Origin of the sequence: Mycobacterium sp. GA-0227b (assembly GCF_001499855.1) — a bacterium.
Lineage (GTDB): Bacteria > Actinomycetota > Actinomycetes > Mycobacteriales > Mycobacteriaceae > Mycobacterium.
Map to the genome: position 1 here is coordinate 1 of NZ_LQIK01000011.1, position 25,294 is coordinate 25,294.

Annotated in this window: 19 protein-coding genes and 5 pseudogenes; 11 read left to right on the forward strand and 13 right to left on the reverse strand. The window is 62.5% G+C overall.

Annotation, left to right across the window (positions count from 1 at the left end; translation table 11 throughout):
- Positions 1-496 precede the first annotated feature (496 nt).
- Positions 497-1,261 (reverse strand): TetR/AcrR family transcriptional regulator, encoded by a 765-nt coding sequence (locus tag AU185_RS10240; protein WP_082683823.1) that lies wholly within the window; start codon positions 1,259-1,261, stop codon positions 497-499.
- Positions 1,262-2,092: 831 nt separating this feature from the next.
- Here AU185_RS10240 and AU185_RS10245 point away from each other — a divergent pair.
- Both AU185_RS10245 and AU185_RS24605 read left to right on the forward strand, forming a co-directional pair.
- Complete coding sequence (locus tag AU185_RS10245; RefSeq protein ID WP_059099514.1) at positions 2,093-2,545, forward strand: nitroreductase family deazaflavin-dependent oxidoreductase; 453 nt, start codon at positions 2,093-2,095, stop codon at positions 2,543-2,545.
- Between the two features lie 65 nt (positions 2,546-2,610).
- Positions 2,611-3,635, forward strand: a pseudogene (locus tag AU185_RS24605) (transposase); the annotation flags it as partial.
- A gap of 447 nt (positions 3,636-4,082) precedes the next feature.
- Here the strand turns inward: AU185_RS24605 and AU185_RS25780 are convergent.
- On the reverse strand, positions 4,083-4,679 hold the full coding sequence (locus AU185_RS25780) for an enoyl-CoA hydratase/isomerase family protein (RefSeq protein WP_082683824.1): 597 nt from the start codon (positions 4,677-4,679) through the stop codon (positions 4,083-4,085).
- Between the two features lie 86 nt (positions 4,680-4,765).
- Here AU185_RS25780 and AU185_RS24615 point away from each other — a divergent pair, with 86 nt between their 5' ends.
- Positions 4,766-4,966, forward strand: a complete 201-nt coding sequence (locus AU185_RS24615; protein ID WP_059099516.1) for a hypothetical protein — start codon at positions 4,766-4,768, stop codon at positions 4,964-4,966.
- A gap of 65 nt (positions 4,967-5,031) precedes the next feature.
- Here AU185_RS24615 and AU185_RS10265 read toward each other — a convergent pair whose 3' ends face one another.
- Together AU185_RS10265 and AU185_RS10270 are read right to left on the reverse strand one after the other, a co-directional pair.
- The gene (locus AU185_RS10265) at positions 5,032-5,568 is read right to left on the reverse strand and encodes a thiolase family protein (protein ID WP_059099517.1); all 537 of its coding nucleotides are present in this window, start codon (positions 5,566-5,568) and stop codon (positions 5,032-5,034) included.
- Between the two features lie 262 nt (positions 5,569-5,830).
- Positions 5,831-6,247: a thiolase family protein gene (locus tag AU185_RS10270; protein ID WP_502687756.1), complete on the reverse strand. Its 417-nt coding sequence runs from the start codon at positions 6,245-6,247 to the stop codon at positions 5,831-5,833.
- A gap of 59 nt (positions 6,248-6,306) precedes the next feature.
- Here AU185_RS10270 and AU185_RS10275 point away from each other — a divergent pair, with 59 nt between their 5' ends.
- From AU185_RS10275 to AU185_RS10285, 3 genes are all read left to right on the forward strand, one after another.
- Entirely contained in the window at positions 6,307-7,170 is an 864-nt protein-coding gene (locus AU185_RS10275; protein ID WP_059099519.1) for a metal-dependent hydrolase, read from the forward strand.
- 108 nt (positions 7,171-7,278) lie between these two features.
- Entirely contained in the window at positions 7,279-8,139 is an 861-nt protein-coding gene (locus AU185_RS10280; protein ID WP_059099520.1) for a DUF7064 domain-containing protein, read from the forward strand.
- A 30-nt stretch (positions 8,140-8,169) separates the two neighbouring features.
- Entirely contained in the window at positions 8,170-9,198 is a 1,029-nt protein-coding gene (locus AU185_RS10285; RefSeq protein ID WP_059099521.1) for a DUF7064 domain-containing protein, read from the forward strand.
- Positions 9,199-9,216: 18 nt separating this feature from the next.
- On the opposite strand, the gene AU185_RS10290 is transcribed toward AU185_RS10285, so the two are convergent.
- Positions 9,217-10,056 carry an SDR family NAD(P)-dependent oxidoreductase gene (locus AU185_RS10290; RefSeq protein ID WP_059099522.1) on the reverse strand — a complete coding sequence of 280 codons (840 nt, stop codon included), beginning with the start codon at positions 10,054-10,056 and terminating at the stop codon, positions 9,217-9,219.
- Between the two features lie 12 nt (positions 10,057-10,068).
- Entirely contained in the window at positions 10,069-11,004 is a 936-nt protein-coding gene (locus AU185_RS10295; protein WP_059099523.1) for a cyclase family protein, read from the reverse strand.
- A 177-nt stretch (positions 11,005-11,181) separates the two neighbouring features.
- Here AU185_RS10295 and AU185_RS10300 point away from each other — a divergent pair, with 177 nt between their 5' ends.
- Both AU185_RS10300 and AU185_RS25325 read left to right on the forward strand, forming a co-directional pair.
- A complete protein-coding gene (locus AU185_RS10300; protein WP_082683825.1) occupies positions 11,182-12,189 on the forward strand; it encodes a phosphotransferase family protein in 1,008 nt (335 codons plus the stop codon).
- Positions 12,186-12,533, forward strand: coding sequence for a DUF6285 domain-containing protein (locus AU185_RS25325; protein ID WP_059099524.1), 348 nt, complete (start codon positions 12,186-12,188; stop codon positions 12,531-12,533). Before AU185_RS10300 ends, AU185_RS25325 begins: the two co-directional genes overlap by 4 nt.
- Here AU185_RS25325 and AU185_RS10310 read toward each other — a convergent pair.
- Positions 12,530-14,008, reverse strand: a complete 1,479-nt coding sequence (locus AU185_RS10310; protein WP_059099525.1) for a flavin-containing monooxygenase — start codon at positions 14,006-14,008, stop codon at positions 12,530-12,532. The genes AU185_RS25325 and AU185_RS10310 overlap by 4 nt on opposite strands.
- 447 nt (positions 14,009-14,455) lie before the next feature.
- On the opposite strand from AU185_RS10310, the gene AU185_RS10315 reads away from it, so the two are divergent.
- Complete coding sequence (locus AU185_RS10315) at positions 14,456-16,129, forward strand: class I adenylate-forming enzyme family protein (protein WP_059099526.1); 1,674 nt, start codon at positions 14,456-14,458, stop codon at positions 16,127-16,129.
- Between the two features lie 30 nt (positions 16,130-16,159).
- Here the strand turns inward: AU185_RS10315 and AU185_RS10320 are convergent, their stop codons facing one another.
- The 4 genes from AU185_RS10320 to AU185_RS10335 all read right to left on the reverse strand — a co-directional run bounded on the left by AU185_RS10320 (position 16,160) and on the right by AU185_RS10335 (position 21,017).
- Positions 16,160-16,984, reverse strand: coding sequence for a crotonase/enoyl-CoA hydratase family protein (locus AU185_RS10320; protein ID WP_059099527.1), 825 nt, complete (start codon positions 16,982-16,984; stop codon positions 16,160-16,162).
- Between the two features lie 10 nt (positions 16,985-16,994).
- The gene (locus AU185_RS10325) at positions 16,995-18,476 is read right to left on the reverse strand and encodes a flavin-containing monooxygenase (protein ID WP_502687757.1); all 1,482 of its coding nucleotides are present in this window, start codon (positions 18,474-18,476) and stop codon (positions 16,995-16,997) included.
- Between the two features lie 56 nt (positions 18,477-18,532).
- The gene (locus AU185_RS10330; protein WP_059099528.1) at positions 18,533-19,396 is read right to left on the reverse strand and encodes a mycofactocin-coupled SDR family oxidoreductase; all 864 of its coding nucleotides are present in this window, start codon (positions 19,394-19,396) and stop codon (positions 18,533-18,535) included.
- A 139-nt stretch (positions 19,397-19,535) separates the two neighbouring features.
- Entirely contained in the window at positions 19,536-21,017 is a 1,482-nt protein-coding gene (locus AU185_RS10335; protein ID WP_059099543.1) for a flavin-containing monooxygenase, read from the reverse strand.
- Positions 21,018-21,400: 383 nt separating this feature from the next.
- Here AU185_RS10335 and AU185_RS10340 point away from each other — a divergent pair.
- Both AU185_RS10340 and fadD12 read left to right on the forward strand, forming a co-directional pair.
- Positions 21,401-22,216, forward strand: a pseudogene (locus AU185_RS10340) (lysophospholipid acyltransferase family protein).
- Positions 22,217-22,219: 3 nt separating this feature from the next.
- A pseudogene (gene fadD12 / locus AU185_RS10345) lies at positions 22,220-23,832 on the forward strand (acyl-CoA ligase FadD12); the annotation flags it as partial.
- 21 nt (positions 23,833-23,853) lie between these two features.
- Here fadD12 and AU185_RS10350 read toward each other — a convergent pair.
- Both AU185_RS10350 and AU185_RS24620 read right to left on the reverse strand, forming a co-directional pair.
- Positions 23,854-24,246 (reverse strand): annotated as a pseudogene (locus AU185_RS10350) (WS/DGAT domain-containing protein); the annotation flags it as partial.
- Between the two features lie 5 nt (positions 24,247-24,251).
- A pseudogene (locus AU185_RS24620) lies at positions 24,252-25,074 on the reverse strand (serine/threonine-protein kinase); the annotation flags it as partial.
- Between the last annotated feature and the right edge of the window lie 220 nt (positions 25,075-25,294).

Genomic DNA, 25,294 nt, shown 5'->3' on the forward strand with positions numbered 1-25,294 from the left:
CTGCAGCATTAACTGAGAACGGATCAAACTAACCCCGACTCGAGAACCGGGTGGACTCAGTATCGGGGACTCGCCAGTAGACCTGAGCGGTATGCATGTCCTGGTAATCGACGACCCCTGGAACACGAGCGCACGCGTGCAGTTAGCTTCGACCAGAACGTCGTCGCCAACGTCATTTCCTTACCACCGACAACTGGCTGCACTACGGTCTAACCGCCCGGCATGATCTTGGCGGGTCCACGCTCGGGCGTGCCGGCACCGCCAATCGCCGGTTAGGCGGCACCTATACCGGGGGAGGGGGCGGCTAACAGCACGTCGGCCGAAATCGCCAGTGCGCCAATGGGCGCCGGCAACACGCTCTTCCAGTGCCAAGCCAACGCCGACGGGATTGGGATTAGTAGACGTCAGGTTGAGCGCCAAAGTGACGCGCGGTTGGCGGGCCGCGGCACGTGTGGCCGCGACGCCAGAGCCGAATGGCGATGAAAAACCAGCCTGGTTAATTCTCCGGCAGCGTATCCAGATCGCCGACGTATTCCACAATGGCAAGTCCAAGGCGTGAGTACCTGGCGACCAAGTTCTCGACTTTCAGCTTGCCCGATGGGCGGTACCATTCGGGTATCGCGTTCAGCATCGCGATGATGGCGCGGTGGGCATCATCAGGGTAGGGGGTCTTGAATACGCCGCTATCGATGCCGTCGCCGATGACCTGCTCGAAGAGATCTTGGGCTGCCGAACGTCGGACGCCGATTTGCTTGGCGTACTGAGGATCGAGGTTTCGAACCTCCCGAATGAACAGGATGCTGTCGATTGGAGACCGCGCTCGATACTCGACCATACTTGCCACCAGAATAAGAAACCGCTCAAGGGGATCGGAGGAGGCGTTCTCCCACGCGTGGCGTGCTAGAACGGCATGGAAATCGTCGATCGCTTCGTTGAGGATGTCGAAGAGGAGTTCTTGCTTGGTGGCGAAATAGTGGTAAAGGACAGACAAGCTAAGGCCGGCTTCCGTCGCCATATCGCGGATCGACACCGCATGGTAACCCCGTGCCGCGAATTCGTGCCGGGCTACCTCTCGCAGTGTGGCCAGCCCGGCCGGGGTGGCCTTGGTCGTGCGCGACCCTGTCCGCGAACCGTCGATGGGTTTTGGCTTCGCCGTCTGGTCGCGACGAGCGGTCGCGCCGCGATTTGCGCTGCGGCGTAGGCGTGACGGCGCTTTCGGCGCCGCCACTTTCGATCGTTGTGGCTGACCATGTCGTGTCATGAACTCATTGTGCGTTTCAATCGGCGTCCGTAGTTGTCAATGTACTCCAGTGCGCTGGGCCACACCGGAGGGCGATGCCCCCAAATGCAGATGCCTTCGGCAGGAGCCCGTTGAGGTTTGTGCCCTAGTCGCGGCTGCCGCCCCGACGTTGGGCACGGTGTCTTAGGCAGCGGCGATGTCGATGGCTGGCTTCGCCGTCGCGATGGCTTGGCGTTTTTCGGACGCCAGACAAACGGTCAGGATGTGGCCTCGTACAAAACTTGCTTGGCTGGCAGCAGATGGTTGACCAGGCAGGCCCGCGCAACTGACGCACTGCTCGCGTTCTTTGCACCGAACACGTGTGATAAATCCCGGTCGGTCCAGATCTTCGGTGGCTTCGGCGCGGCTTCGCTGGGTGAGCGGCGATCACGAGTCGTAGTCTGAGGTGGCCGCATGTCATGCGGGGTCTACGAAGACGCTGAGCACCTGCCGATGCTCGACGTCAGGCCTTTACGCGCGGACAGATGTTGGGATCCCAAGAGCACACTGTCGGTCGGCCTGACAGACACACCACCGCAGGCCCTTGCCGACATGGTCGCGATAGGGAAAACGTATTGGTCGTGCGACGCGCATCCGAGGTGCACGCAGGCCAGGACCGTGTCGTGATCCCCGCCGGACGGGGGGCCGGGCAATCCGTGTTCGGCATCCATTTGCAGGTGCTGTCCGGGACGACGGCGACAAGCTGTCATTCGCGAAAGGCACGGTGTGGCGCTGCGACCCGGACCCGCAAGGGACCGGCCGCATCCTGCGCGCCGCGCTCCTGGGCACGAATCGGCCCCCAAGGCGGGAGTCATGAACGTTTCCCGCTGGGTTGAGAAGAACGTCGGTGGACCGTTACTGCGGTTGCACCACACCGTGTATCAGAAGACCCAGGACCGGATCGGACACAGAATTCCCGGTGTCCCGCCCAGCCTGCTGTTGCACACCACCGGGGCCAAGACCGGCCGGCCGCGGACTAATTCGTTGACGTATGCGCGCGATGGCGATGGCTACCTTATTGTCGCGTCCAACGGAGGCTCCAATCGTAACCCTGGGTGGTACTACAACCTGTGCGCCCATCCGAATGCCGAAATCAACGTTGGCTCAAAGCGATTCGGCATCACAACGCGGCTGGTGACATCTGACGACTCCGACTACGAGCGGATGTGGCGGCTCGTCAACAAGAACAACGGCAATCGATACAACGCCTATCAGCGCAGAACGGCGCGGCCGATACCAATCTTCGAACTGAAGGCGACGCACTAGGAGTCTGCTGAATTAATCCCGCGTGGCGAGGGTGGTTGTCCTGGGGTTTTCGGGATGATTGGCGGGTGCAGGGTCGATCTGATGATCAGCGTGAATTGTTGGATGCCGAATCGGTTGCCGGGCATCTTCTGAAGTCCGACAGCATGTTTGCGTTCCTGGCGACTCGTCGCAGCCAGTTGTTTCCCGAGGAGATGTTCGCCGATTTGTTTCCGTCGCGGCGGTGCCGGCCCAGTGTCCCGGCTGAGGTGATGACCAGCGTGATCACACTGCAGGCTCTGCACGGCTTGTCCGATAACGAGACCGTGGACGCGGTGACATTCGATCTGCGCTGGAAGGCCGCCTGCGGGTTGCCCATCACCGCGCCGGCGTTTCACTCCACAACGTTGACCTACTGGCGGCGCCGGCTGGCGGCCCCGGAGCGGGTGATCTCCACGGTGGATCCCGAAGCCCGCCATGCCCATAAGACGGTGCACCGCCGCCAGGACGGCTTCAAAGCCCATATCGCGGCGAACCCGATACCGGAATCATCACCGACTGCGCCCTGACTCAGGCCAGCGGATCAGACAACCACGAAGCCATCGTGGGGTTGGCCCTCCTCGAGGGCGAGCCCGGCCCGGTGCGGGTGCTCGGCGATTCGGCCTACGGCACCGGGGCCATCCGGGCAGCACTGGTCGAGATGAAGCACGGCGCAGTGATCAAACCGATCCCGCTGCGCACATGGGTGCCCGGCGGTTTCACCAGCGACGACTTCACGGTCGACTTCGATTCCCACACGGTGACCTGCCCCGCCAACCACACCGTCAGGATTACACCCAGCGGCGGCGCGATGTTCGAAAAATACTGCCGCTCATGTCCTTTAGCGACACAGTGCACGACAGCCAAACGGGGACGCAAACTCACCCTGAGCGAACACGAACCACTGCTACGTGCCGCCCGGGCGGCGGCGCGCGCACCCGAATGGCAGGCCGAATACCGCCGACACCGACCCATGGTGGAACGCTCCATCGCCTGGCTGACCCGCGGCAACCGCAAGGTCCGCTACCGCGGCATCTTGAAAAATGATCACTGGCTGCATCACCGCAGCGCCGGATAGAACCTGCGCCGTCTCATCGCGATGGGACTCACCCACACCGGCACCACCTGACACTAGCGATCTGTGGTCTTGCCGTGCCCCACGCCAATGTCACGCTCAATACCGGCGGGGCGATCTCACAGCCGTCGACCTCCGGGTCTGACTACACACACGCGCCACGAGCGCTTGAGACGCCCCACCCCAAATACCCCTAATTCAGCAGACTCCTAGAGCCGCGGCGGCGCTCCGCCGCCGCGACCGCCCAGAACAGCTCCTTGGCGAGCACGAGCAGGTCCAGCATAACTTCGCGGCCGGGCGATGTTGCGTACTGGTGCCATCTCGCGCCGGGGCCAGCTGGATGGATCATCATCTCGTCAATGCGGTAGTGGTCCGCGCGATCATGTACCTACTCTCGTCGGCAACGTCGCTGCTGGATTAGCCTGCCGCGCAACTCAACTCAGTCCGCTAGCGCTGCGCCGACGCCCGCGACGATTTAGCCATCGCGCACCATTGCAGCTTGTCGTTCAGCGGCTTCCCGGCGAGGACACTAATCGCTCTTGTTGAGCCCACCCCGATGGCGTTTTTGGAATGCGGTGAGGCGGGAATTGAACCCTCGGTAGTAAACAGGAACCTTTGGTTGGTCCATTCGAGCGCCATATGAGCTTCGGCTGAGGTTATCCAGGCGGTACGCAGGGCCCGCTTTGTCAGCTGAGCGGCCAGGGTGGGCTGGGCCGCATACTCACGCGCGATTTCAAGGGCTGCTTCCCACGCTTGGCCCGCTCCCACGAGCCGGTCAGCGATGCGAAGACGGTACGCCTCGGCTGCATCAATGGTCTTTCCCCGATGAGAAGGTCCAGTGCGGCGCCGTGACCCGCGACACGGGGGAGCAGCCAGCTGAGACCAAGTTCTAGGGCCGAGCCCCGCGTCGATGTACCCGGCTCGAAACCGACTGTCATCGGCTGCGACGCGCACGTCGGCCAACAACGCAAGAGTGAGTCCGCCGCCGACGACTGCGCCGTGCAGGGCGGCGACGATTGGCTTGTCGAGGGACAAAAACCGCAGAGCAAGCCGACTCGGTCCGAGCCGTCCAGACGCCGCTCGTTGGGCGAGGAGTCGCCGAGTTCGTGATCACCCCCTAGCACACCGGAATGCACGAGGTCATTGATGTCGACGGGCTGCTGGGGATCCACACCGGTCAGGTCGGCGCCGGCGCAGAAGTGATCGCCCGTTGCGCCCAGCACCACAGCATGGATGTCGTCGACGTGCTGGGCGTCGTCGAGTGCCCGGTGAAGCGCTATCGGGATCGTGCCACCAATTGCGTTGCGCAGCCTCGGCCGATTGAGCCGTAGTAGGAGGAGGTGGTCATCGGTGCGCTCGACGATCGCATCGCCGTGCGGACGCTCGGTTGCAGCGGTCATGCCGCTAACAGTGTGCCAGTGCCGATGCCTCCACCGCAGCACATCGTGACAAGCGCGGTTTCACTGCCCGTTCGCGACATCTCGTGGGCGGCCTTGGTGATCAAGACGCATCCGGTAGACCCGAGCGCATGTCCGAGCACAATTGCACCGCCGTCTGGAATGGTGCGTGCCGAATCCGCGCCGGTCACTTGTTGCCAGCCGAGCACAACCGCGGCGAACGCCTCGTTTACCTCGAAAATATCGATGTCGTCGATCGTCATACCGCCCTTTTTGAGGAGGTCTGCAGTGACGGGTATCGGGCCTTCCAGCATGATCCGCGGATCACATCCCACGAAGCTGGTCGCGCGCACCAGCGCCAAAGGCGTCAACCCTTCGGCCGCAACGCGATCGGCGTTCATCAGGACAACGGCTGCTGCCGCATCGGCGATCTTCGAGCTCGTTCCGGCCGTGTGAATTCCACCGGTGACCACCGGCTTGAGCGCCGACAAGGTGGCGAGGTCGGTTGTCCTCGGGGCCTCGTCGGTGTCGAACAACGTCGTGGTCTGCTACTCGACCGCGATAGGCACGATCTGGCCGGCGAAATATTGTTGCTCAATCGCGGCGAGCGCCCGTCTCTGGGATTCCAGACCGAAATAATCGGTTTCCGCCCGCTCACACCGTACTTAGCGGCCAGCGCCTGAGCGGCGGCGAACTGGTCCAATTGGCCGTGACGCTAGTCGTAACCTCCTGACTGCGGGAGTCCGTGTCCGGCAGCCGCTCCATCGAGAATGGCGGACCCAAGCGGGATGAGACTCATCAGCTCGACACCGCATGCCACGACGACGTCTTCGGTTTAAGCAGTGATGAGAGACGCGGCGAGGTTGAAGGCCTGCTGGGATGATTTCCGCACGCGCTGTGCATCGTGCTCGCCGGCGTGTGAATGGGGCCACCGACCGCCAACCACGCCATGCGGGTGACGTTGGCGGCTTGAGTCCCGACCTGATCGATGCAGCCACCGATCACCTGGCCGACGGATCCGGGATTGACGCCAGCTTGGTCCAGCGCATCGAGCATCACCGTGCCTAGCAGGGTGGTGGGATGCATCGCCGCCAACGATCCACCGCGGCGCCCGACTGCAACTGCGGCGCGCACTGACAATGGCGACATCGGCCATGCAACCAAACCTTTGACCGTCGGCGGCTGGACCGGACCGTTTAGCGACCGTCCGGTCATGGACACCCGTGCCGCGATACCGTACCATTAAGCGTACGTTCGATAAGGGATGGAGTCACATGGCGACTACCGACCGCAGTACCAGGGACATGGTCGTCCGCAAGATGATGATTGATTTCACCGATGCAAAGGTGTACTGGAGCCCTGGGCAGCCGGAGTTTTCGCAGATCATGAATGCGGCGTCGGCAAGTCTTCCGGAGCTGGAGCCGTTCCTATGCAAGGTAGTCAACGCGGCACGGGAAAAACTTTCGGAGCACGACGTTGAACTGGCTCGCGACGCCGCCCTGTTCGTCGGGCAAGAGGGACGTCACTCGCGACTGCACCGCCAGTTCAACGACACATTGATCAAGGAAGGCTACACCTGGCTGCACAAACTACAGAAGGAGCTTCACGACCATCTTGAGGATATTCGCGTCCGCCGAGGACACAAGTTCGCCCTGGCCTATTCTGAGGCGTTCGAAACCTTCGGGCCTTTGGCCGCGAGCTTCTGCTTCGACAAGGGCAGGGACCTGTTCACGCCGTGGGACGAGCCGACAGTCTATTTGTGGCTCTGGCACATGGCCGAGGAGTACGAGCACCGCACCGTGTGCAACTACCTGTATAGGGAACTCTACGACGACTACTTCACCCGAATTAGAGCCCTATACGCCTTCTGCGTTCACTTTTTGGGCTGGGTGATGCGGGTTGCGTTTCAACTCATCCGTACCGATCGCAACAGCGGCCGCCTGCCCAACACGTGGCTCAGCCGGGTCCGGGAGGTCAAGGCACTCTTTCGCCTCTTCAGCTTCGTGATGCCACGCCTTGTCGTACGGGGGCTGAAGCCTCACCATGATCCCGCTTTGCTGCCGCCGCCGTCGGGCGTCATGAGCCTGCTCGCCGCCGCCTCCGAGCGCTACGGCGTTGCCGATCCGCCCCAACGCTGAGGTTCGGATGACTCACCGAATGCCGCGATCACATCGTGCACGGTCTGCGGCAGTTGAGCTCATCGGTAACGACATCCGGTAGTTGATCTCACAACCCGAGGAGGGCATATGAACACGCTGAGCGCAGAGGCCGAATCGGTTCATCTGCGTCCGGACGGCGCTCCGGACAACTGGCAAGAGAACTGCACCCTCATGGGTTATGACGCAGATCGAGACGTCAGCATCTATTTCCATGTGGCCCGGCTGATCGATCGGGTGGAGATCAAAGCGGCCGCAGGACGCGGAGATGCGATTAACTGGGTGGATAGCAACGACGATGTGTGGCCAGAGATCGTAACGCCCTACGAGCATTTACGGCTCGACTGGTCAGGCCAACAGATCGGATTCAATCTCGAACTTCGATCGGAGATTGCCGCCATAGACCACGCGGCGGCGATGATCAGCTTGGGGCTGCCGGGTGTCGAACACGACCACTACGAGGCGGTGGGACGACTTATCGGGTCGGTGCACATTGACGGTGGTCTCGTCGACTTCGACGGCGTCTTCTGGCGCGACCACACCTGGGGCGCACGCGAATACGATCTATTTGGCACTTCTTGGTGGTGGCCTACATGCATCGACAACGGGGGTGCGTATGCCGGGGGCGTGGCGGTCGAAGTTGGCGATAGCGTCCTCGGGTACGGGCTCGTCGCAGACGAACATGGAGTCTCCGCCGCCGGCAAGGTCGACGTGAACGTGAAGGGCGGACAAGTGAGTCCGGGGAGCTATACCGCCGTCAGCGTCGAGTATGAGCCGGAGGGCCGCGAACCGGTGAGGCTCGACTACGCGACGCGCCACCACCTGTGCTCGACATTCCCAAGCTTCAACGCGGATCGTCAATGGAACGACGCATATTCACTGTGTAAGTGGGGCGATCGGCAGGGTTATGGCTCCATCGAGCTGAGCGTTAATGAACCCGCGGCTGATTAAGCGCTACTGAAATACCGATCGGGTACTGCGATGTTTGACAGTGCGATCGACCCAGTCCACGACCTACGACATACCGCGGACGCTGATCCCGCCTACAACGAGAGCACATACTACAATTTCTCGTGCCAGACGGCCGGCGCCGTCAGCGGATGGCTCAGGGTTGGCATCCAAGCCAATCAGAACACGGCGCAGGCAACGATCTGTCTGTTCCTACCTGACGGACGGATCGCGTTCGCTTACTCCCGCGGGGCTGCGCCCGCACCAGACGAGTTCTGCGCCGGCCCCCTGTCAATCTCCATCGTGACACCGCATGAGGAACAGACAACGTACTATCGCGGGCCCGTCTCTGTACTCTCCGACGGACGGGCGATGGTCAATCCCAAACGTGCGTTCAGCAGCGCACCGAGTTCGCCGTGCACCGTCAACCTGCAAGTCGTTGGGCGCGGGGCAGCGCTCGGACACGACGGCTCAGACCAGTCCAAGGCCACGGATCTTACGATGGCACTAGGCCATTACCAGCAATTCATCCGCGTGGAAGGGTCACTCAGTCTCGGCGACGAAAGTTGGCAGATCTCGGGCGCCGGCCTGCGGGATCATTCGTGGGGGCCCCGCGACTGGGCTGGTCCGCTGTACTACCGCTGGATCACAGCGGCTTTCGATGACGGCTCGGCGGTCATGGGTATGCAGCTCGGTAACCGCGGCGGTACTACTCACGCGAAGGGCCTAGTGCTCTCCGGTGGACAGACCACCGAGGCGCAATTGTCCTCGCTCATCGTTGACTGGACTCTGGACTACTATCAGCGCGCGGTGGCGATGTCCCTCGAATCGCCGCTGGGGACGCTGACCGTCACCGGCGAGTCCAATGACGGTCAATGGATACCGCTGCGGCACCGTAGACAGGATGCCGACGGATCCGAGTCCGTCACCCGAATCGCTTACGCTCCTTTTGTTTTCCGGTGCGACGGCCGCTTCGGCACAGGCTTTGTCGAAGCTCTGGACCAGATAGTCGACGGTCGCCCCATACCCGCCGCACAACCACAACTGTCGCCAATTAGCTAGTGCAACTTAATCAATGGTTCACGACGACTTAGCCGTGGAGGGCAGGAGGCGGCCCGCCACCGCCGTGAACAGCCGTTGATAGCCGGAACCGGTTAGCCGCACGATCAGGTCCTGCACCTTGGCGTCGGGGCCGACCAGCACCCGAGCCTTGTTCTTGCGCACGGCTCCCAGAATGATTCGCGCGGCCCGTTCCGCGCTGGTGATGGCGAGCCGTTTTTCGAAGAATCGGGCGAGCTCGTCCATGTCGACTCCCTCGGCCGCGGTGGCGTGCTGGGCAATCGCGGTCTTGATGCCGCCGGGATGCACGGCGGTCACCCGCACCGGGTGGCCGGCCAGCACCATCTCCTGGCGCAGCGCTTCGGTAAAGCCGCGGACGGCGAACTTGGCGGCGTTGTAGCTGGCCTGCCCCGGCAGCGCGAACATCCCGTAGACGCTGGAGAGGTTGATGATGTGCCCGTCGCCGGAGGCGATCAGGTACGGCAGAAATGCCTTGGTGCCGTTCACCACGCCCCAATAGTCGACGTCCATCACCCGTTCCATGTCCTTGAACTGGCTGACCTCGACGTCGCCCATGAACGCGATTCCGGCGTTGTTGTAGATCTGATTCACCGTGCCGAAATGCTCATTGACCGCATCTGCGTAGGCCATGAAGTCCTCGCGTTCGGTGACGTCGAGGCGATCGGCCTTGACCGGCGCGCCGATGACCTTGAGCCACTTCTCGGTCTGCGCCAGTCCTTTGGAATCGACGTCGCTGATGGCCAGTTTGGCGCCTGAGCGGGCTAACTCGACGGCCAGCGCTTGGCCAATCCCGGATCCTGCGCCTGTGACGACGGCGACCTTTCCGGCAAACCCTTCCATGGTCACTCCTTGCTACTTAATCGCCAATGGATTGATCGGAGATCCCATCCCTCCTGAGAACTTCAGCGGGGGTGCGCAGAAGAAGAACTCCCAGATACCGTCGGCATTGCAATCGGCCGTCAGCTCCTCGAAATCGAGAATCTCACCGAGAGTCATTCCCATATCGCGGATCAACACCATATGAACGTTCAACACGTAGTCTGGATTCTCGCCCGGCAACGCCTCAATCGCCCAGTTGTCGGAGGCCACTACGGCAACATCCCGTTCGCGCAGCCAGGCACAACACGCTTGGCCCAGACCGGGTTCACCGGCCATGAATGACGCCGCATCCCCGTCGGTCAGGAATTTCTTCCGCCACCCAGTCCGGAATAGCAAGATGTCGCCGCTGCCCACGGCAACGCCCCCTTGGCGCTCCATCGCGGCTTCCAGGTCCTCGGGCCCGATGACATCGCCAGGCTGCAACCAGTCGACGCCCCGCAGCCCCGCAATGTCCAACAACACGCCGCGACCAGCAATCCCCTTGGATTGCTTGTCGATTGCGTTGTGAGTAGCGCCCTTGACGGTCACGTCCCCGGCCGGGAATCCGTTGTAGAGCTGATCGTCATAGTAGACGTGCGCGAGTGCATCCCACTGCGACGCAGCTTGTAGCGGCATGAACACGTAGTCATCGGCGTACTTCATTCCGCCCGGAAACACCTGCAGGGCGCCAGTTTCCGACATCAACCGTACCGGATTGAGCCGCACCCCACCGGGCTGCGGGCCCTTCTCGTCGAAGGGGATGCCGAGATCGAAGATGTGCCCCGTCTTGATCAGCTTGGCCGCCGCGACCAATTTGTCCGGCGTGATTAGGTTGGTGGTGCCGCGTTCGTCATCGTCACCCCAGCGACCCCAGTTGCTAAGCGACGCGCCCAGCGCCCGCAGGTCGTCTGTCCTACCGGCTGCACTCATGTGCCCATCACCTCTGACTCTCGGGTGGAAGGTAGGTCAAATCCGTCCTCATTTGGTTCGCCCCTCACTCGACCTCATGCCGGCGCCAATCGAAGATGTAACTTATCGAACGTACGCTTCACGGTACGGTATCGTAGCGCTGGTGTCTACAGACAAGGACTGCTGACATGGACATTTATGGGTGACAGAGATGGCGATGGGCTGCGCGACGCTCTTGCCGCTGTCCTCGCAGAGGTTCTCGGCGAGCGGGTCGTTGTCCGTGGTCTGCATATCCTCACCGGCGGTGCTAGTCGCACAACGTGGGCATTCGAGGCGGAGACCAGTTCGAGGGTGCGGTCGCTGATCCTCCAGATCGCCAGACGCGGCGGCCCGCCTGCCAGCATGGAACGCGAAGCGCATGTTCAGGCCCTGGCACGGTCAGCAGGCGCGCCTGTGCCGCAGGTCCTGATTGCCGCGGACAGCTCCGATCTGCTGGGGGATCCGTTCCTGGTTACCGAAGCCGTCGGCGGTGAGACCATCGGGCGCAAGATCTTGCGTGGCCTCGACCAGGAGGGTCGGTCCCGAGTGCTGGTGGACTGTGCTCGGTCGCTAGCCGCAATCCACCGATCCGAACCCTCCCAGGCCTCGAGCAGTCAGTCGCGGCTCGAAGCGATCGACCCATTGGTCGAAACACGCGATTGGCTCAACGAAATCGGCGACACCACAGCTGTTTTCGAGTGGGCACTGCGCTGGCTTGCGCTACATCGACCACCTCAGGCGCACCGCCGGCTGGTGCACGGCGACTTCCGCATGGGCAATCTGATCGTCGACGATGCTCAGCTTGCCGCCGTTCTCGATTGGGAGGGCGCGCGCATCGGCGAGCCAGCGGAGGATGTGGCCTGGTTCTGCGCACCTGCGTGGCGATTCGGAGCCCCGGCTAGCCGCGCCGCTGGCGGCCTGGGCAGCATCAGGGACTTCCTCGAAGCGTATGAGAATGCCGGCGGGCCGGTTATCGGTCCAGCGAGATTTCTGTGGTGGTCGGTCATGGCGGCGCTACGTTGGGGCGTCATCTGCCGCCTTCAAGCCCACAGACACCTGTCCGGACAGAACCGGTCGGTCGAGCTCGCCGCTATCGGACGACGAGCATGTGAGGCCGAATGGGACATCCTCGAGCTATTCAATTCCAATAGGGCACCACTGCAATGAATTCACGCCAGCATGGCACGCCCACCGCCGCCGAGCTGCTAGATGCCGTGGCGGAGTTCCTTGAGAACGACGCTGAACCCACGACAACCGGCCAGTTCAAGTTTCATCGGCGGGTCGCTGCCAACGTTCTGCACATCGTCGGACGCGAGCTGCAATGTGAACGCTGCGAGTCGACCGCCCAAGCCCTGCGTGATTTCGGATATCCAGACGAGAGTCTGCTCGCAGCCGCTATCCGCAGGGGTGAACTCGACGAGCGCGCGGAAGAGCTCCGCACCCTCTTACAAACGATCGTGATGCACAGGCTTACAATCGCCAACCCGCGATATCTCGGCCGGGACAGCTAGGCAGTGAACCGGTAGTCGTCGAGATCGAAACGCCGGCTGCGCCAGTAGGCCTCGACGGTGGTGGTCGGCCGCAGAAACGGCACGTCGCCGTTCTTGTCGAAGTAGTAGCTGTGGGCCACCCGGCAACTGTCCTGCCAGAACACTTGGCGGTGTCGGCGCCGCATTACCTTGTCGAAATAGCGGTCGTTGGCCTCCCTGGTGACCTCCACCCGGGACGCGACGCGTCGATCGGCCTCCTTGAGACACCGCACGATGTGGTGCCCCTGGGCCTCGATCAACGCAAAATACGACGACCCGACATAGCCGTACGGGCCGAACACGTGAAACAGGTTCGGAAAGCCCGGAACGGTCACGCCCTCATAAGCCTGAAACCTGTGCTCGCCCCAAAACCGGCTCAGCGAACGCCCCCCGCTGCCCGTGATCGCAAATGTGGGCACGTCGATGTCCAACACGTTAAAGCCGGTCGCCAGCACCAGCACGTCGATCTCGTGGTTCTCACCGTCGGTGGTGGCCACCGCCGAGGACGTGATCTTGTCGATCGGCTCGATCACCAACCGCACATTGTCGCGGTTGAATGTCGATAGATAGTCGTTGTGCAGGCCCAGCCGTTTACAGCCGATCGCATACCGCGGCGTGAGCTTTTCGCGCAGCACAGGGTCTTTGACCTGCCGACGCAGATAGGCTCGCCCAGCCCGCTCCATCCACCTCGGCAGTGGGAACACCGTGAAATAGTGCACCGGAATCGCGGTGGTCGCCTCGACGAAGGCCTGGCTGACCCACCGTTGAATTGCCTTGCCGCCCGGCAGGCGCATCAACCAATGCGACCATCTCGGCAGCATCACATCGAACTTGGGGAAACACCAGATCGCCGTGCGCTGAAAGACGGTGAGCTCCTTGACGATCGGCGCGATCTCGGGAATCACCTGGATGGCGGACGCGCCGGTGCCGATGACGCCGACCCGCTTGCCAGTGAGGTCTTGGGTGTGGTCCCAGCGCGCGGTATGCATGGTGATGCCGCCGAACGAGTCGACACCGTCGATGTCAGGCAACTTGGGCACCGTCAGCACCCCGCTGGCGTTCACCAGAAACCGCGCGGTGATCTCCCCGCCCGGATCGGTCTGCACCCGCCACAGCGCGTGCTCGTCGTCAAACGCGGCGGCCAACACCTTGGTGTTGAACCGGATCTTGGAGCGGATGCCGTACTTGTCCACGCAATGATCGGCATAGGCCTTCAGCTCGTTGCCCGGTGCATAGGTCCGCGACCAGTCCGGGCGCTGCTCAAAGGAGAACTGGTAGGAAAACGACGGAATGTCCACGGCGATCCCGGGATAGTTATTCCAGTGCCAAGTCCCCCCGACACCGTCGCCGGCCTCGATCACCAGATAGTCACCGAAGCCGGCCTCCTCGAGTTTGATCGCCGTGCCGATGCCGGAGAATCCGGCACCGACAACGACGGTGTGGTAGTCGGGCCTCATGATTGGCTCTGTTCGCCGCGACCCCAGTGTGCGCTCATGGCCCTGCTCCCTTCACCCACTCGGGATGGCAGGTCGGTCAAGCCCGTCCCCATCCGTTCGCTCCTCACAGACCGACGTACCGGTCGATCACTCGAAGACGTCCGCCTACTTATCGAACGTACGCTTACTATGATGGCATCGCAGCACGGCCGGTGTCCACATCCGCGTGATGATCGAGACATGTCGGGATGAGTAGGCCAGCGAATTTGACGCTGACATGGGTGGTGCGGTCGGCGGGCCGGGGCCGCGGAATGGGCGGTCGCTGAGAGTTTTGCTCTGACGCGTCGTAGACACCGGCGCTGCTCTGCGACTATATTAAGCGTACGTTCGATAAGTAGATCGCGCGATCTGCGGCCGCACTGTGGATGATGGGCCAGCGGCGCGCGCTGAGCTTGGAAAGGGACCGACATGGTCAACGATGCAGAGGCCACGGCCATCCTGACCGCGCCAGGCGCTCCGTTCGAGATGGAGAACATCGACGTCGCAGGCCAAACGATGCGCGCATACCGCAACGCACCGCCCACGATGCGGGCCGTGTTCGAGTCGATGGACCAGTACGCCGAAAGGGATGCGGTGCTGTGCGAGGGTGAGTGCTACACCTATGCCGATCAACGACGAATAGTCGCCCGGTTCTCGCACGTGCTGACAGGTCAGTTAGGAGTGCGTCCGGGGGATCGGGTTGCGCTCGCATCTCGCAACGGTCCGGAGTTCATCTTCTCGTTCTGGTCCACTCAAGTCCTCGGCGCCGTCAGCGTTCCTCTCAACGCATGGTGGACCACAGAGGAACTCGAAAACGCAATTCGAAGCTGCGAACCCAAGGTCGTCATCGTCGACGGTGAGCGCTGGCAACGTCTGTCGGATGTGTGGCAAAAGCTTCCGGTTGCCCACTGGGTCGTGGTCCGACCTGATGGCCCCCTGCCTGACACCGCGCACCGCTGGGAGGTTCTGTTGGCCTCGGCGCCAGAGGATCCGCAGCTACCCACCGTTGACGTCACACCAACTGATCCCGCAACGATTCTCTTCACGGCCGGCAGCACCGGTCGACCCAAAGGCGTTGTGTCGACCAATCGAAACCACTGCATGGCCCTGATGAATATGATGTATTTCGGGGCGCTATCGAGGACAAAAGCGGACTTGGGCCTGCAACCGACCGAGCAGGCGGTGTCCCTGAATCCTTTTCCGCTCTTTCATATCGGTGGGCTGCTGTTGTCCTATACGGCCGCGGCAACTGGATCGAAGCTGATCCTGATGCCTCGCTGGGATACAGAGGAAGCTCTCCGTCTGTGTGAACAAGAGCATGTGACAACTCTGGCTTCGGTTCCAACCCTGCTTCACCGCATCCTCGAGGCACCTGAACTCGAAAAGTACAAACTATCAAGTTTGGGTGCCGTGACCTCGGGCGCTGCACCCTTGCCGCCAAGTCTGGCAGCCCGGTTGCAGCAGAAGTTCGGTGGCCGTGTCATCGGGGCAAATGGCTTTGGCGTAACCGAAACGACTGGAGGGATCAGCGCGAACGCCGGTGAGGACTACTTCGCACAACCACAGTGCGTCGGCGCGCCCTTTCCTATTGTCGACGTTTGCGTCGTAGACCAAGAAGGTAACCCGCTCGACCAGGGGCACATCGGTGAATTGTGGGTCCGCGGGTCCAATGTGGCCAGTGGTTACTGGCGCGATCCGGAGGCGACCGCCCAAGCCTTCTCGAACCGGTGGTTCCACAGCGGCGATCTGGCGCGCATCGATGAGCAGGGCCGGATGACGATCGTCGACCGGCTAAAGGATGTTGTCATTCGCGGCGGTGAGAACGTCTATGGCATCGAGGTCGAGTCGGTGCTCCAAAGCTGCCCTGGCGTGGAAGACGTCGCCGTGATCGGTTTGCCGCATCAAGATCTCGGCGAGGAGGTGGCTGCCGTCGTGGTGCTGAAGGACTCCCAGACAACCGTTGAAGAACTTCAGCAATTCGCCGCACGGCAGTTGGCGGCCTTCAAGGTGCCTTCGGCGTGGATTCTGCGTGAGGAACCTTTGCCCCGCAACGCCGCAGGAAAGGTTCTCAAGCGCGAACTCCGGCAGGTGGCGCATCGGTGAAGGCCAGGCGCACGACAGACTACGGCGGGCCTATTCGCCGGTGAACTGCGGCGGGCGCTTCGCCAATCTCGCCGAAACAGCTTCGCCGAGATCGCGAGACGGCAGGAACGCCGCATTCCACACGGCCACATAGCGCAGGCTCGCCGATATGGCCGAAATCCTTTGCTGGTCAAGCACATCCTTGATGCCTTGAACGATCAGCGGCGGATTGGCGGCGATCTCGGCGGCGGTGGCATGGGCGGCGGCCAGCGAGGCTTCGGCGTCCTCGAACACGTCGTTGACCAGGCCGATTTTCTCCGCACGCGCGGCATCAATGTCCTTGCCGGTCAGAGCCAGCTCCCGCAAGTGTCCGTCATTCAAAATGAGAGGCAGCCGGGCCAGGCTGCCGACGTCGGCGACCGCCGCCAGCTTCACCTCGCGGATGGAGAACTTGGCGTCAGCGCTGGCATAGCGGATATCCACCGCCGAGATCAGGTCAACACCGCCGCCGATGCACCAGCCGTGCACCGACGCGATGGTGGGGGTGGGGCAGTCGGCGACGGCATTGATGGCCTTTTGCCAGCGCAGCACCTCGGCCCGAAAATCGGCACGCGGTCGAGCCAGCGCACCGTCGGCCATGACCGGGCCGATGATCGCAGCCATCGTCGACACATCCAGCCCGTAGCTGAAGTTGGCGCCCGATCCGGTGAGCACGATCGCCCGCACATCGCGATCGGCTCCCAGTGCGCCGAATACCGTGGGCATCTCCAACCAGAACTCCGGGCCCATGGTGTTGCCCTTGCCGGGTCCTATCAGCGTGACCTGCGCGACGTGATCCCGTATGTCGAGTTCGACGGATTCGTACGGCTGCTTCATCCTCAGTGGGTCACCCCGTCAGGATGTAGTCGCGGTCGTGTGGCTCGGTCAGCATGCTGGTCAGCCGTTTGCGGTCGAATGGCCACAGATCGATGTGGTTATCCTCGCCGAAATACCACGAGTTGCAGCCGGTGTTCCACACCGTCGGACCCATTGCCTCGGCGACATCGTCGGCGAAGCGGCAGGTGGCTTCCTCGGTGATCTCGACGGTCGTGACCTCGCGGTCGCGGAATCGTCGCAGCCATGCGGTGATGTAGCGGGCGGTCAGTTCGGCGACGTGTTGCAGTGACATCGATCCGTAAGGGGAGTTGGGGCCGAGAACGGTGAACAGATTGGGAAATCCGGGGATTAAGGTCGTCGCCCAGGCCCGGGGACCCTTCGCCCAGGCGTCGTCGATTGAGATGCCATCGCGTCCACGCAGCTTCATCGGGCGCATGTAGTTGTGCGGCTGAAAGCCGGTGGCCAGCACTATCGCGTCGAGATCATGATGGGCGCCGTCAGCAGTGCGTATTCCGGTCGGGGTTACCGCGGTGATGGCCTCGGTAACTAAACCGGCGTTCGGCTTGCTGATCGCGCGGTAGTAGCTGGAGGAAATTACCTGTCGTTTGCAGAGCGGTTCGTAGTCGGGTGTGAGTCGGTCGCGAAGATCCTTGTCTCGTACCTGCATTCGCAGGCACGACCGGACGCCCCCCTGAATTAGCCGTCGCCGCCAGGTCGGTCGGGTCACTAGGTCGACGGCGAAGTCGGAACCGACGCGTTGCATCGCGTCCACCATCCGCTCGAGTCCAGGCAGCGACCGCAGCAGCCGGCTGATGACGCGTGGCTGCCGCACTCCCATCGGCATCCACATCACCCACTGCGGCGTGCGGGTGAAATGCGTGATGTGCGCCGCGTCGGGTTGCAGCGCCGAAAAGACCTGAACGCCGGTCGATCCGGTGCCGATCACCCCTAGCCTTTTGCCGGCTGTGTCGATGGGGGTCCAGCGTGCGGTATGCACCACGGGCCCGGCGAACGATTCCAGGCCGGGAATGTCGGGGACGAAGGGGTGGTGCAGCACACCGGTGGCTGCGACGAGGAAGTCGGCGTCGAATTCGTCGCCGTCGGCCGTGGACACTCGCCATCGGTTGTCGACGAATGCCGCGGAGGTGGCCTCACATCCCAGCCTCAAGTGCGTACCGAGCCGGAGACGTTCGACGACGTCGCGGTGATACCGCTGGATCTCCTGACCAGTGGGAAAAAGGCTGCTCCAGTCGGGCTTCGGCGCGAAGGCGAATTGATAGGCGTGCGATACGAAGTCACATCTCAGACCGGGATAGTGGTTCCAAAACCAGACCCCACCGACGTCGGAACCCTTTTCCAGAATCAGGAAGTCATCGAAGCCTGCCTCCTTTAGCGCGTGAGCCACGGTGATGCCGGCCATACCGGCGCCGATAATCACGACGCGAGGTTCCCGCCACTGCGGCTTCGTGTCGGCAATGCTCGTTTCGGTCATTTCGGCGCTCAAATCGCGATCATCAGGGTGGGCTTCGCAGCTCGGTGGGTCGAACCTCATACGCCCGACCAGGGTTTCATCTTGAGGAAACCACCGGCGTCGACCAGAAGCTGTTGGCCGGTTATATAGCGGGAGGCGTCGCTGGCAAGAAAAACCACGGCCTCGCTGATGTCCTCGGGTTCGATATACGGAATTGGCATCGCCTGAATAACCGAGAACGCCGCTTCTGCGTCCTCGCGGGTCGGTTGCTGCAGATCGGGCCGAAACGCTCGATACATCGGCGGGCTGTGCAGCATGTCGGTATTGCAATTCGTCGGGTGGATCGCATTCATCCGAATTGACTTGGGCGCAAGCTGTAGAGCGAAGTCGTTGACGTAGTGCGCGACAAGCTGCTTGGCGAAGGCGTATCCGGCACCACCCGGACCGGCGTTGAAACCGCCACTGTTCATCGACGCCAGGAACCCTGCTAACGATCCCGTTGCGATGATCGACGCGCCGGCTTTTAGATGTTTGAGGCTCGCGTGTACCAGGTTGATCACGCCGACTAAGTTCACGTCGACGGCGTCGGCGAAGGCCTGCGGTGGTAGGCCCGTCGTCATTGGTGCGATCCCCGCATTGGCGACCAGGATGTCGAGATGGCCGAATTCAGCGACACCCCTGTCGATCGCTGCGGACAGGGCTGGCCGGTCGCGGACGTCGGCGATCTCAGCCAGCACACGCTGGCCCTCTTTTTCGACGAGCCGCGCGGTCTCGTCGAGATCCTCAGTCCGGGCAAGCGGGTACTCGTTGGTTTCGATGTCGGCGCACAGATCCACTGCGATGATGTCGGCGCCTTCGGCGGCAAGCATCCGCGCATGGGAGCGCCCCATACCGCGCGCCGCTCCGCTGATCAACGCCACCTTGCCGTTCAACCTGCCCATCGTCGGTCCTTTCTCCCACTCCAGTAGGTTGAGATTCAATGTTGTTCGCGCAGGCCGGACCGAGTGTTGGCCGTTGGGCTCCATTGCACCTCTCACGACGCTGGGCCGTTGCCGTAGAGATCATGAGCTTTGACGGTATCTAGGCAGTGAACCGGTAGTCGTCGAGATTGAAATGCCTGCTGCGCCAGTAAGCCTCGAGCGTGGTGGAGGGCCGTATCGGCACGTCGCCGTTCTTGTCGAAGTAGTAGCTGTTGGCCAGCTGGCAGCTATCCTGCCAGAATGCCTGGCGGTGCCGCTTACGCATCATTTCGGCGAAGTAGCGGTCGTTGGCCTCCTCGGTGACCTCGACGCGGGTTGCGCCGTCGCGGCGGGCCCGCTTCAGGCAGCGCACGATGTGGCGACTCTGGGCCTCGATCAACGCGAAATACGACGACCCGACATAGCTATACGGGCCGAACACGTGAAACAGGTTCGGAAAGCCCGGAACGCTGGCACCCTCATAAGCCTGCAGCCGATGCTCGCTCCAGAACCGGCTCAGCGACCGGCCACCACTCCCGGTGACCGCAAATGTGGGCATGCTGTTGTCAAGGTCCAATACATTAAAGCCGGTCGCCAGCACCAGCACGTCGATCTCGTGGTTCGCACCATCGGTAGTGGCCACCGCCGAGGACGTGATCTTGTCGATCGGCTCGATCACCAACCGCACATTGTCGCGGTTGAACGTCGACAGATAGCCGTTGTGCATGCCCGGCCGTTTACAGCCCATCGCATAACGCGGCGTGAGCTTTTCGCGCACCACCGGGTCCTTGACCTGCCAGCGCAGATAGGCCCGCGCGACCCGCTCCATCCACCTCGCTAGCGGCAACACCGTGAAATAGTGCGCCGGAATCGCAAAGGTCGCCTCGACGTAAGCCTGGCTGACCCACCGTTGAATTGCCTTGCCGCCCGGCAGGCGCATCAACCAGCGCGCCAACGCCGGCATCGGCACATCGGGTTTGGGGAAACACCAGATCGCTCTGCGCTGAAAGACGGTGAGCTCCTTGACGATCGGCGCGATCTCGGGAATCACCTGGATGGCGGACGCGCCGGTGCCGATGACGCCGACCCGCTTGCCAGTGAGGTCTTGGGTGTGGTCCCAGCGCGCGGTATGCATGGTGATGCCGCCGAACGAGTCGACACCGTCGATGTCAGGCAACTTGGGCACCGTCAGCACCCCGCTGGCGTTCACCAGAAACCGCGCGGTGATCTCCCCGCCCGGATCGGTCTGCACCCGCCACAGCGCGTGCTCGTCGTCAAACGCGGCGGCCAACACCTTGGTGTTGAACCGGATCTTGGAGCGGATGCCGTACTTGTCCACGCAATGATCGGCATAGGCCTTCAGCTCGTTGCCCGGTGCATAGGTCCGCGACCAGTCCGGGCGCTGCTCAAAGGAGAACTGGTAGGAAAACGACGGAATGTCCACGGCGATCCCGGGATAGTTATTCCAGTGCCAAGTCCCCCCGACACCGTCGCCGGCCTCGATCACCAGATAGTCACCGAAGCCGGCCTCCTCGAGTTTGATCGCCGTGCCGATGCCGGAGAATCCGGCACCGACAACGACGGTGTGGTAGTCGGGCCTCATCACGGTCACCTCCGTCCGCCCACGTGCACACCGCGCCCGGTCCGCAGGGTCAGCGCCTCCACGTCAGCCAATCCACAGTGTGCGCTCACGGCTCTGCTACCCCTACTACCCACTCGGGATGGCAGGTCGGTCAAGCCCGTCCTCATTGGTTCGCTCCTCACAGACCGACGTACCGGCCGGAATACTTATCGAACGTACGCTTAATCATATGGTACCGTAGCCCTGGTGTCTATGCGCCAGGTAGGGTCCGCCGGTGAAGTCATTCTGGCGGCATTGGCGGGCTCGCACCTATCACGTAAGGGGCTGCCCGTGGACTCGGGAAGGCGCTGTTGGCTTCGGCTGGTCAATGTGTCCGATTTAGGGACTGCGCGCACGGGACAACTTTGAGCGACGCCGAGATCGATCCGGGGGAAATCGCGAAGTGGGATCCCGAATTCACTGAACGCGTGATCGGGGTTTTGCGACGGTTCGTCAAGCTGTATTACCGGTCGGAGGTGTACGGCCTGGACAACATCTCGCCCGCGGGCGGCGCACTTGTGGTCTCCAACCACTCCGGTGGGATGCTTCCGATGGACGTCCCGATCCTCGCTGTCGACTTCTACGAGACGTTTGGCTATGGCCGGCCGATCCACACCTCAGTCACGACATACTCTTCGTGGGGCCGCTGGCGAACTTGCTGCTGCGCACTGGCTACATCCGGGTCAATCCCGAGAACGCGGTTGAAGCGCTGCGCTCCGGTCACCTGGTGGTGGTGTTCCCCGGCGGTGACTACGACGCGATGCGGCCTACGGTGTCGGAGAACATGATCGACTTCGATGGCCGGAAGGGCTACGTCAGGACCGCGATCGAGGCAGGGGTGCCGATCGTGCCGGCGGTGTCGATCGGCGGGCAGCAAAGCCAGTTCTTCCTGGTTCGCGGAGCCGGACTGGCGAAGCGGCTCGGTTCATCACACGTGCGGCCCGCATGAAAGTCGTGCGGTCACTATCGGATTCCCGTTCGGAGTCAGCCTTTTTGGCGTCTTGCCGCCCAACCTTCCGCTGCCCACCAAGATCGTCACTGAGGTGCTGGAGCCCATCGACATCGCTGCGCGATTCGGCGAGAACCCTGATGTCGCGGTGGTCGACGCACATGTGCGCGAAGTGATGCAAAAAACACTCAACGGGCTGGCGCGCAAGCGCCGGCTGCCGGTCCTGGGCTGAACCATGGGACTGCGCAGCCGTCTAGAGAACATGGCCGGCGTGATGGCCACCATGCGCCGCCGCGGGTGATCGCGCCGATGTGACCCGACAAATACCTGCGGATCGCGGCGGCAATGCGTCGCGAAAACCTGGCGGCCACCTCCGGTTTCGCGTCGTCCACCCAGCGCTGTCCGGACCGGTCCGGGCTCGTCGACGAACTCGGCACGTACGTGGCAGCAGCTCGACGAGCGCGCCGACGCATTCGGCGCGGCCCTGCAGGCACTGCCCGGGGGGCAGCCGAAAACCATTGGCATCATGTGCCGTAACCATCGCGGATTCGTCGACGCGCTGGTCGCGGCCAACCGCATCGGTTCCGACGCGCTGCTGCTGAACACCTCGTTCGCTGGCCCAGCGCTGGCGGAAGTCATGGACCGCGAATGTGCCGACGCGGTGGTCTACGACGAGGAGTTCACCGAGACGGTAGACCGTGCCCTGGCCGAGAAGTCGGACGCAATAAGGATCGTCGCGTGGACCGACGAACCGCCGGCGCACGATCTAACCGTCGACAAAATGATCGACACGCACGCTGGCCGACTTCCCAAGCGCGCCAAGCAGAAGGGCAGAACGATACTGCTCACCTCGGGCACCACCGGCATACCGAAGGGCGCGAAGCTGGCCGGCGGTGACCCGAGCGTCGTGAAGAACATCCTTGACCGGACGCCGTGGCGAGCCGAGGAAACCACGGTCGTCGTCGCACCCATGTTTCACGCCTGGGGGTTTTCGCAGCTGATCTTCGCGACGATGATGGCGTGCACGATCGTGACCCGCCGCAAATTCGACCCGGAAGCGACGCTCCAGCTGATTGATCGGCACCGCGCGACCGGACTTTGCGTCGTTCCGGTGATGTTCGACCGGATCATGGACTTGCCCGACGATGTGCGAAAGCGCTACAGCTGCAGATCGTTACGGTTTGCCGCGGCATCCGGGTCGCGGATGCGGCGCGACGTCCTGACGAAGTTCATGGACCAGTTCGGCGATGTGGTCTACAACAACTACAACGCGACCGAGGCGGGCATGATCGCGACCGCTACGCCCGGCGATCTGCGCGCGGCTCCCGACACCGCAGGCAAACCCGCCGAGGGAACCGAAATTCGCATCCTGAACGAGAACTTCACGGAGTTGCCCCCTGGTGAAGTGGGCCAAATCTATGTACGCAGTGGCTCTCAATTCGAAGGCTATACCTCAGGCAAGAGCAAGAACTTTCACGACGGGTTCATGGCCTCGGGCGACATGGGCTATCTCGACGAAGCCGGCCGGCTGTTCGTGGTCGGCCGCGACGACGAAATGATCGTCTCCGGAGGCGAAAACGTCTATCCGATCGACGTGGAGGTGGCGCTTTTGGCTCATCCCGAGGCTGCCGAAGCGTCGGTGATCGGCGTGGACGACGAGCAGTACGGTCAGCGGCTGGCCGCCTTCGTCGTGTTGCAACCCCGCGCATCGGCACCCCGGAAGCGCTCAAACAGCATGTCCGACAAGGCCTGGCCAACTACAAGGTGCCGCGCATGATCGAGGTGCTCGACGAACTCCCCCGCAGCAGCACCGGTAAGATTCTGCGCAACGAGCTGCGGGCCCGGGTTAGGAAAGGGCGCCAGCGTGCGCTAGCTGGCGACTGTGGCTGGGGCCATTGCGGTGTGGACCCTGGTTAACTGGTCGGAAAGCCCAGCAGCAGCGCAGATTTCGCTGAATGCCCGGATCATCGCGTCGGCTACTTCATGGGGTTCGTCGACGGTGCGGTCGTCGGTGATCACCGAGATGTTCAGTTGATCGACGTAGCTCCACACCGTGATGTTCATCCCCACCCCGGCCAACGGCGGCCCGACCGAATAGATTTCGCTGATCGTTGCGCCGCCCAGGTGGCTGCGCTCGCGGGGCCCGGGCACATTCGAGATAGCCACGTTCATCAACTTGCTCTGCGCCTCGCGATTTGACAGCCAGCGAAATGGCGCCGGAGCCACCGGCGGCGGCAGATAAGCCACCCACGATGCGAGGACCGTCCGGCGCCAGTATTGGGTCGATCCGCGGGATCACCCGACATTGCCCACTCGATCGCCCGGGCGAAACCATCGGGAATGCCGACTCGACGAAGGTCCGGCACTGGTTCGCGGGTGATCCTAAGAAATTGAGCGACGACCTGCTCACCGCTTTGGCGCTCGAACGCCGTGTGACCGGTCAGCGCACAAAAAACGTCGCCCCTAGTCCGTACAGGTCGGAGGCTACGGTCGGACTCTGGCCTGCAAGGATCTCAGGGGCTGTGAAAGCGGGCGTTCCGATGACATTCCCCGTGTCGGTCTGAAAGGCTCCCGCGATACGGGCGATACCGAAGTCGGTAAGGGCAGGTTCGCCGTATTCGGTGAGCAGGATGTTTGCTGGCTTGACGTCGCGGTGCACAACGTCGGACCGATGGGCCGTCTCCAGCGCCCCCGCAACCTTCACGCCCACGCGAAGTGATTCTCTCCAACTGAGAGGACCATGGGTGCGAATTCTCATGTCGAGCGAGCCGTACCGATGAAACTGCATCACGATAAATGGCCGCCCGGCGGCGATGGTGCCGACCTGCATGATGTTGACGACGTTCGAATGACCTGACAGCCTGCCCATGCACGTTGTTCACGCAGGAAACGATCGAGGGCTTCCTCATCTAAGTCGGCGCTCAACACCTTCACCGCGACGGTCCGCTCCAATGAGGGCTGCAGACAGCGGTAGACCACCCCAAAACCGCCGCGCCCGATCTCCTCCAGTTCCTCGAAGCCGAGGGCAGCGAATTCGGCGGCTACGTCACCGAGTAGATCGGGTTTATTCCGCTGCGAGTTATCGGCCATCATGTGCCTCGATCCACGCGCCACGCGAATGGCTACCAGCGACGGCGAACCGGCGGCCTTCACTCGAAAGCCACGTTGCGCGCAAGGCAATCCTATGCCAAGGCCGTCCTTGCTGACCCCATGATGGGGTGGCAAACTCTCGGCGGCAGCGTCACCAGCGGCAGTTTCCCTGCCTGGCGACACCGGATCCATCGCCCTAGTCTCGAGTCTAGTCTAAGTA

Bases quoted from the DNA above. Each gene is read 5' to 3' on its own strand.
- AU185_RS10240 (WP_082683823.1), bottom strand. From the start codon at position 1,261: ATGACACGACATGGTCAGCCACAACGATCGAAAGTGGCGGCGCCGAAA.
- AU185_RS10245 (WP_059099514.1), top strand. From the start codon at position 2,093: ATGAACGTTTCCCGCTGGGTTGAGAAGAACGTCGGTGGACCGTTACTG.
- AU185_RS24615 (WP_059099516.1), top strand. From the start codon at position 4,766: ATGCACGAGGTCATTGATGTCGACGGGCTGCTGGGGATCCACACCGGT.
- AU185_RS10270 (WP_502687756.1), bottom strand. From the start codon at position 6,247: ATGACCGGACGGTCGCTAAACGGTCCGGTCCAGCCGCCGACGGTCAAA.
- AU185_RS10275 (WP_059099519.1), top strand. From the start codon at position 6,307: ATGGCGACTACCGACCGCAGTACCAGGGACATGGTCGTCCGCAAGATG.
- AU185_RS10280 (WP_059099520.1), top strand. From the start codon at position 7,279: ATGAACACGCTGAGCGCAGAGGCCGAATCGGTTCATCTGCGTCCGGAC.
- AU185_RS10285 (WP_059099521.1), top strand. From the start codon at position 8,170: ATGTTTGACAGTGCGATCGACCCAGTCCACGACCTACGACATACCGCG.
- AU185_RS10290 (WP_059099522.1), bottom strand. From the start codon at position 10,056: ATGGAAGGGTTTGCCGGAAAGGTCGCCGTCGTCACAGGCGCAGGATCC.
- AU185_RS10295 (WP_059099523.1), bottom strand. From the start codon at position 11,004: ATGAGTGCAGCCGGTAGGACAGACGACCTGCGGGCGCTGGGCGCGTCG.
- AU185_RS10300 (WP_082683825.1), top strand. From the start codon at position 11,182: ATGGGTGACAGAGATGGCGATGGGCTGCGCGACGCTCTTGCCGCTGTC.
- AU185_RS25325 (WP_059099524.1), top strand. From the start codon at position 12,186: ATGAATTCACGCCAGCATGGCACGCCCACCGCCGCCGAGCTGCTAGAT.
- AU185_RS10310 (WP_059099525.1), bottom strand. From the start codon at position 14,008: ATGAGGCCCGACTACCACACCGTCGTTGTCGGTGCCGGATTCTCCGGC.
- AU185_RS10315 (WP_059099526.1), top strand. From the start codon at position 14,456: ATGGTCAACGATGCAGAGGCCACGGCCATCCTGACCGCGCCAGGCGCT.
- AU185_RS10320 (WP_059099527.1), bottom strand. From the start codon at position 16,984: ATGAAGCAGCCGTACGAATCCGTCGAACTCGACATACGGGATCACGTC.
- AU185_RS10325 (WP_502687757.1), bottom strand. From the start codon at position 18,476: ATGACCGAAACGAGCATTGCCGACACGAAGCCGCAGTGGCGGGAACCT.
- AU185_RS10330 (WP_059099528.1), bottom strand. From the start codon at position 19,396: ATGGGCAGGTTGAACGGCAAGGTGGCGTTGATCAGCGGAGCGGCGCGC.
- AU185_RS10335 (WP_059099543.1), bottom strand. From the start codon at position 21,017: ATGAGGCCCGACTACCACACCGTCGTTGTCGGTGCCGGATTCTCCGGC.